This is a genomic window from Streptomyces sp. M2CJ-2 (genome assembly GCF_016757295.1).
In the GTDB taxonomy this organism is placed as follows: domain Bacteria; phylum Actinomycetota; class Actinomycetes; order Streptomycetales; family Streptomycetaceae; genus Streptomyces.
On sequence record NZ_JAESIF010000070.1, the window covers coordinates 22,483 to 29,205 of the forward strand.

A 6,723-nucleotide genomic window follows, 5' to 3' on the forward strand; every position below is an offset into this window, starting at 1 on the left:
TCTTACGCGTCTCACTCCGGGCGGGAGCGCAGGCCCTCCAGCAGGATGTCCAGCAGACGTGCCGAGGCAGCCGCCTGCTGCGCCGGGTCCGGCAGTGAGGGCGCGGCCGTGGCGATCACCAGGAGCACGTCCGACACCGACACGTCCGGCCGCAGTGCGCCCGTCTCGCGGGCCCGCTCCACCAGCCGGCCGACGACGTCGAGGAGTTGTGCCGCGCCGGCGTCGTCCTCCGTGCTGCCGGACGACGGTTCCCCGGACACCAGCCGCAGCTCACCCGCCGCATGCTGCGCCCGCTGCTGCGGCACCCGCGCGTGGTCCGCCACGCCGTGCTCGTCCGCCACCCCCACCCGCAGCACCTGCGGCGGCAGCAGCCGCCCGGCGCCCGAGTCGACCGACGTGCGCAGGAAGCGGGACAGCGCCGACCACGGCCCGTCCTCCTGACCGAGCGCCGCACGCGCCTGGTCGGTCAGCCGGGAGATCTCCTCCTCGGCTATCCGCCGCACCAGGACGTCCTTGCTCGGGAAGCGCCGGTACACCGTGCCCACACCGACCCGTGCCCGGCGTGCCACGTCCTCCATCGGCGCGCCGTAGCCCAGCTCGCCGAAGACCTCGCGGGCCGCACGCAGCACGTGCTCCAGATTGCGCTGGGCGTCCACGCGCAGCGGTGCCGTGCGCGGCCCGCCCGCGGGTCCGTGGCCCGACGGCGCGCTCAGCGCGGCGCCGGGCGCGACAGCGGACGCGGAAGACCAATGAGAATCCTGAACATGCATACGCTTTCCCCCGGTGATGATGACGTCTCCCCCCGGAGACTCCCCGCCATAGATGGCTGGGGTTCGAGGGACATGCCCGGTGGCCGGCTCCGCCCGTCGCGGACCCGAAGAGCGCATCCCCCTACACCCCGTCGACGTAAGAACATAGTTGAGTGAGGGTCAATTCAGAAGGGGTAGTTCCGCACGGAGCGCCCCCCGATCGGAGTACAGGGCGCATTGATCACGAATGCGCCCCCGGGACGACGCCGGGAAAACACCCCTGACCTGCGCACACGCCGTTCGGTCGGGTCATCCGGCCCCTCCGGCCCGTTCACGACCTCCGGTCACACAATCCGTCGGGGCTGTGGACAAACGCGAGCGACGGGTGCGTCATGGGATGGTGAAGGAACGTGCGCGCATTCTCGTTGTCGGCGGCGGATACGTCGGGATGTACACGGCCCTGCGCCTGCAGCGGAAGCTGAAACGGGAACTCTCCCGGGGCGCCGTCGAGATCACCGTGGTCACACCGGACCCGTACATGACGTACCAGCCCTTCCTCCCGGAAGCGGCCGCCGGTGCCATTTCTCCTCGGCATGTCGTCGTACCGCTGCGTCGTGTCCTCGACCGGTGCCACATCGTCATCGGCGAGGTCACCGCCCTCGACCACGCCGCCCGCACCGCCACCGTCGCCACGCTCGCCAGCGAGGAGGAGGGCAGCGGCGGCGGCCGGCCGATGGCGTACGACGAACTCGTCCTCGCGCCCGGCTCCGTCTCGCGCACCCTGCCGATCCCCGGTCTCGCCGACCACGCCATCGGCTTCAAGACCCTCGAGGAGGCCATCGGGCTGCGCAACCACGTCCTCGAACAGATGGACATCGCCTCCTCCACCCGCGACCCCGACGTCCGCGACGCGGCCCTCACCTTCGTCTTCGTCGGCGGCGGCTACGCGGGCGTCGAGGCACTCGGCGAACTGGAGGACATGGCCCGCTACGCCACGCGGTACTACCACAACCTCCGCCCCGAGGACATGAAGTGGATCCTCGTCGAGGCCTCGAACCGCATCCTGCCCGAGGTCGGCGAGGCGATGGGCCGGTACACGGTCAGCGAACTGCGCCGCCGCAACATCGACGTACGCCTCGAGACCCGCCTCGAGTCCTGTGCCGACCGCGTCGCCGTGCTCAGCGACGGCGCCCGGTTCCCCACCCGCACCGTCGTGTGGACCGCCGGGGTCAAACCGCATCCCGTCCTCGCCGCCACCGACCTGGCGCGCGACGAGCGCGGGCGGCTGAAGTGCACCGCCGAACTCGCCGTGGAGGGCACCACGCACGCGTGGGCCGCGGGCGACGCCGCCGCCGTCCCCGACGTCACCTCGAAGGAGCCCGGCCGGGAGTGCGCTCCCAACGCGCAGCACGCACTCCGCCAGGCCAGGCTCCTCGCCGACAACGTCGTGCACTCCCTGCGCGGCGAACCCCTGGGGAAATACGCCCACTCCTACGCCGGGTCGGTCGCCTCCCTGGGACTGCACAAGGGCGTCGCCCACGTCTACGGGCGCAAACTCAAGGGCTATCCCGCCTGGTTCATGCACCGCACCTACCACCTGAGCCGCGTCCCCACCTTCAACCGCAAGGCGCGCGTGGCCGCCGAATGGACCCTCGCCGGGCTCTTCAAACGGGAGATCGTCTCCCTGGGTTCACTCGAACACCCGCGGGCCGAGTTCGAACTGGCGGCCGGTGGAAAGCCTTCTCAGGACCCCCCGCACACCCCGAAGGGGTCGTCCTGACCGGGCCCAGGAACTCCACCGACCGGCCCGACGTCTGACGGATGTCGGCCCGGTCGGCAGCCTGCCAGACTGGTCCACCACCGAGGGCGGCCGTCCGTCCCCGGTGCGGCCCCGGGACCCCGGCCGGTCCCGGTTTCCGGCCGCCGACAACTACACGAGGCAAGGATTCGTGAACTTCACGCGCTGGAGCGCCCGGCTCCCCGGAACGCAGCGCCGCGCCGCAGAGCGCAGCGAGCACACGGTCTCCCCGGACCGGCGGGGAGAGGGCTCCGTGCCCGCCGCCCGCGCCGGACAATCCGCCGACCAGCCACCGCCCGTGCCCGCCGTCGACGACCTCAGGGTGCGCGAGGTCCTCGACCACGTCCCCTCCCTCGTCGCCCTGGTGCACGGCCCCGACCACCGCATCGCCTACGTCAACGACGCCTACACGGCCGCCTTCGGCCCCCGCCCGGTCGGCGCCCCCGCGCGAGGAGCGCTCCCGGAGCTCGACGAACTCGGCCTGCTGCCCCTTCTCGACCAGGTCCTGCGCAGCGGCAGGCCCCGCACGGTCAAGTCCCGCAAGGCCCCCGACGGCCGCTCCTACACCTTCACCTGCACCCCGGTCACCGACGGTCACGCCGACGGGGCCGAGGGCGGCGGACGCGGCCGTGGCGGCCGCGGGCGCGGTGTGCTGGTCTTCGCCACCGACGTCACCGACCACGCCGAGGCCGCGGAACGACTGCGCGCGAGCGAACGCCGCCAGCGCGAGACCGCCGTCACCCTCCAGCGCTCCCTCCTCCCGCAGGAACTCGAGGAGCCCGACGACCTGCGGGTCGCCGCCACCTACCACCCCGGCGGCACCGAGGCCGCGGTCGGCGGCGACTGGTACGACGTGATCACCCTCGGTGGCGGGCGCACCGCCCTGGTCATCGGCGACGTCATGGGTCGGGGCGTCCGCGCGGCGGCCGTCATGGGTCAGCTCCGCACGGCGGTGCGCGCCTACGCCCGCCTCGACCTCCCCCCGCACGAGGTCCTCCAACTGCTCGACGGCCTCGCCATGGAGATCGACGCCAACCAGATCGCCACGTGCGCGTACGCCATCCACGACCCCAACGACGGCACCCTCGTCTACGCCTCCGCCGGCCACCTGCCCATCCTGGTCCGCGACGAGCAGGGCACCGTCCAGCGCGCCGACGAGCCGACCGGGCCCCCGCTCGGCACCGGCGGCTGGGTGCATTCCTCCGGCTCGATCCCGCTGGGCCCCGGCTCCACGGCCGTCCTCTACACGGACGGCCTGGTCGAGCGCCGCGACGAGGACCTCGACGAGGGCATCGCGGCCCTGGAGCGCGCCCTGGCCGGCGCGACCGGCACCCCCCAGGTGGTCTGCGACCGCCTGGTCCGCTCGGCGGGGGTGACCCCGGACCACGACGACGACGTCGCCGTGCTGGTGCTCCAGCACCCCGCCCGCAAGGGCCAGGAGAGCGAACTCTTCCGCAACGCGGCCCTGGAGCTGCTGGGCGGCGTCGAAGCGGCCCCACGCGCGCGTGCCTTCGCCTCCGGTGTGCTGACCAGCTGGCGGTTCCCCGCCGACCTGCACGACCTGGGCGTCCTGGCCGCCAGCGAACTCGTCGCCAACTCCCTCCAGCACGGCACACCGCCCATGCGGCTGCGCCTGCGCCGCACCGACCGCCGGCTGATCGTCGAGGTCACCGACGGCGACGACCACCTCCCGAGGCGCCGCCGCGCGGAACCCGCCGACGAGTCCGGCCGGGGCATCGCCATCGTCGCGACGATCGCCTCCAACTGGGGAAGCAGGCGCACCCCGGGCGGCGGCAAGGCCGTCTGGTGCGAGTTCGCCCTGCCGAAACCGACGGGTTCGTAGAGCGGCCGACCCTGACGAGCCGGGTACGTCAGGCAGTTGCCGGAGCCTGCTCCGCCGCGGCGCCGCCGCCCTGCGTCACCACCAGGCTCCGCGCCACCGACGGCTGGTTCTGCACGTCCGTGAGCTGTCGGCCCAGCCGCAGCGCGAGCACGGTGATCCCCAGTGAGACCAGTACGAAGACCACGATGTACGGCGCGTGCAACGAGGCACCCATCGGCCCGCCCACCGCCGGACCGATGGCCAGCGCGAGCTGCTTCACCAGGGCGAAAGCCGCGTTGTACTGCCCCGCGAGACCGGTCGGCGCGAGATCCGCGACCAGCGGGGCGAGCGTCGGCGACAGCAACGACTCACCCAGTCCGAACAGCGCGTACGTCGAGATGAAGGCGGCGGTGGCCATCGCCTGGCTGCCGTTGCCGAGGCCCGCGTACCCGGCCACGGCCCACGCCACGGCCCAGAGCAGCCCCACCGACGCGATCACGCGGGTGCGCCTGCGGCGCTCCACGAACCGCAGCACCAGGAACTGCGCGATCACGATGGCCAGCGTGTTCGCCGCCAGCGCCGTCCCCAGGGTCGACGGCGAGAGGCCGGCCGCCTCGACCCCGTACGCGCTCAGTCCCGACTCGAACTGCCCGTAGCAGGCGAAGAACACCACGAAGCCCAGGACGCACAGCTGCACCATGGCCCGGTTGCCCATCAGCTGCTTCCAGTTGCCCTTCGCCGATGCCGTCGGAGCGCCCGCGACCCGCGGCGAGTGCGGCATCCGCACCGTGGCCATCACCCCGACCAGCAGCAGGAACATCGCCGCCTCGATCGAGAACAGCAGCGTGAAGGAGCCGGGTTTCGTGGTGTCGACGAGGTGCCCGCCGATGAGACCGCCGATCCCGAGCCCGAGATTCTGCAGGAAGAACTGCATGGCGAACGCCCGCGACCGGGTCTCCGCGGTGGAGCAGTCCACGATCATCGTCGCCAGCGCCGGCTGCATCACGGCCTGCCCGGCCCCGAGCACCGCCGCCGACAGCAGCACGGTCGGCGCGCCGCCCGACAAGCCCAGGCTCAGCGCGCCGACGGCAGCCGTGAACAGGGCGACGAGCAGCACCGGCAGCGGGCCCCGCCGGACGATGGCCCGCCCGGCGAACGGCAGCACGATCAGTGCGGCCACGGCGAAGACGGCGAGCACCAGCCCCGCCGTCACGGGCCCGAGCCCCCGCACCTGCGCCACATAGACGTACAGGTAGGGGACGGTGAAACCGAGCCCGAACGCACTGAGTGCGTTGCCCACGTGGATCCGGAGCATGGCAGCGCCCATCGCCCTGGTCACGTTCACCTCTCTCATCAAGTTAGGCGTGAAGACTTAGAAGCTAAAGTTCGAAGGTAAAGAGTACACATCGAACGGCTTCAGCACGAAGGGCTTCAAGATGAAGGTGACGTGTCATACTGCGGCCATGGGCGACACTCCCGGCCCCGATGGGCTGACAGAGCCGACACTCGAAGAGCAGCTCGCCGCGTACCAGCGCGAGTTCCAGGACCTCGACCCCCAGGTCGAGAAGATCGTCTCGGCGCTGTCCCGCCTCAACCGCCGTATGAACGTGGCCTACGGTCGCCAGACCGCCGAGCTCGGCATCACCAACGCCGACTGGGAGGTCCTCAAGGCCCTCGTCCTCTCCGGTGCCCCCTATCGCATGGGACCCAGCGACCTCGCCAAGCGGCTGGGCCTGACGCCGGCCGCCATGACCCACCGGATCGACCGCATGGTCGCCGAAAGGCTCGTCAGCCGGGACCGGGACGAGACGAACCGGGTGCGGGTCATCGTCGAGATCACGGACGCCGGCCGCGAGAAGTGGATGGAGGTGATGCGCATGGCGACGGTCTTCGAGGGGGACCTCCTCCAGGACCTCTCCGCGGACGAGCGGACCGCCCTGGACGAGATGCTCACCCGCCTCCTGCGCAGAGTGGAGGACGCTCAGCCCGACGCCGGCGGACGCCTCACGGACCTGGACTGACCGACTGAAAAGATCTTGACAGGGCCCGCTTGACACTCCCCTGACCGAACCGTAGTGTTCTTCGAGTTGCCATCAGGCCGTAACGGTTCTGCGGCAGCACCTCCGCCGCGACAGCGGCACTCACACCAACAGCATGACCTCCCAAGCGGGCTGACTTTCGGCGTGCCCGAATTCAATTCGCGTGGGACTCTGCGACTCGATTTGGATCCGAACGGCTCCGATTTGAGAAGCGGCGAGAGGGTCCGCTAAGGTTTGAGACGTCGGAACGGCCCAACGGCCGGAAAGACAAACCCCGCTGACCGGGGGTCAGATCGAAGAAAAAGATCTGATAGA

5 protein-coding genes are annotated in these 6,723 nt (G+C 71.3%); 3 read left to right on the forward strand and 2 right to left on the reverse strand.

Annotated features, from left to right (window positions below):
- Positions 1-11: 11 nt before the first annotated feature.
- On the reverse strand, positions 12-770 hold the full coding sequence (locus JL475_RS32070; protein ID WP_202281630.1) for a TetR/AcrR family transcriptional regulator: 759 nt from the start codon (positions 768-770) through the stop codon (positions 12-14).
- Between the two features lie 376 nt (positions 771-1,146).
- Here JL475_RS32070 and JL475_RS32075 point away from each other — a divergent pair, with 376 nt between their 5' ends.
- Both JL475_RS32075 and JL475_RS32080 read left to right on the forward strand, forming a co-directional pair.
- Entirely contained in the window at positions 1,147-2,529 is a 1,383-nt protein-coding gene (locus tag JL475_RS32075) for an NAD(P)/FAD-dependent oxidoreductase (protein WP_202281632.1), read from the forward strand.
- 169 nt (positions 2,530-2,698) lie between these two features.
- Positions 2,699-4,390 (forward strand): SpoIIE family protein phosphatase, encoded by a 1,692-nt coding sequence (locus JL475_RS32080; RefSeq protein WP_202281634.1) that lies wholly within the window; start codon positions 2,699-2,701, stop codon positions 4,388-4,390.
- 28 nt (positions 4,391-4,418) lie between these two features.
- Here the strand turns inward: JL475_RS32080 and JL475_RS32085 are convergent, their stop codons facing one another.
- A complete protein-coding gene (locus tag JL475_RS32085) occupies positions 4,419-5,696 on the reverse strand; it encodes an MFS transporter (protein ID WP_202281644.1) in 1,278 nt (425 codons plus the stop codon).
- A 136-nt stretch (positions 5,697-5,832) separates the two neighbouring features.
- On the opposite strand from JL475_RS32085, the gene JL475_RS32090 reads away from it, so the two are divergent.
- Positions 5,833-6,390, forward strand: coding sequence for a MarR family winged helix-turn-helix transcriptional regulator (locus tag JL475_RS32090; protein WP_202281636.1), 558 nt, complete (start codon positions 5,833-5,835; stop codon positions 6,388-6,390).
- Positions 6,391-6,723: the final 333 nt, after the last annotated feature.

Excerpts from the sequence above, each read along its gene's own strand:
- JL475_RS32070 (WP_202281630.1), bottom strand. The coding sequence starts at position 770 with ATGCATGTTCAGGATTCTCATTGGTCTTCCGCGTCCGCTGTCGCGCCC.
- JL475_RS32075 (WP_202281632.1), top strand. The coding sequence starts at position 1,147 with ATGGTGAAGGAACGTGCGCGCATTCTCGTTGTCGGCGGCGGATACGTC.
- JL475_RS32085 (WP_202281644.1), bottom strand. The coding sequence starts at position 5,696 with ATGGGCGCTGCCATGCTCCGGATCCACGTGGGCAACGCACTCAGTGCG.
- JL475_RS32090 (WP_202281636.1), top strand. The coding sequence starts at position 5,833 with ATGGGCGACACTCCCGGCCCCGATGGGCTGACAGAGCCGACACTCGAA.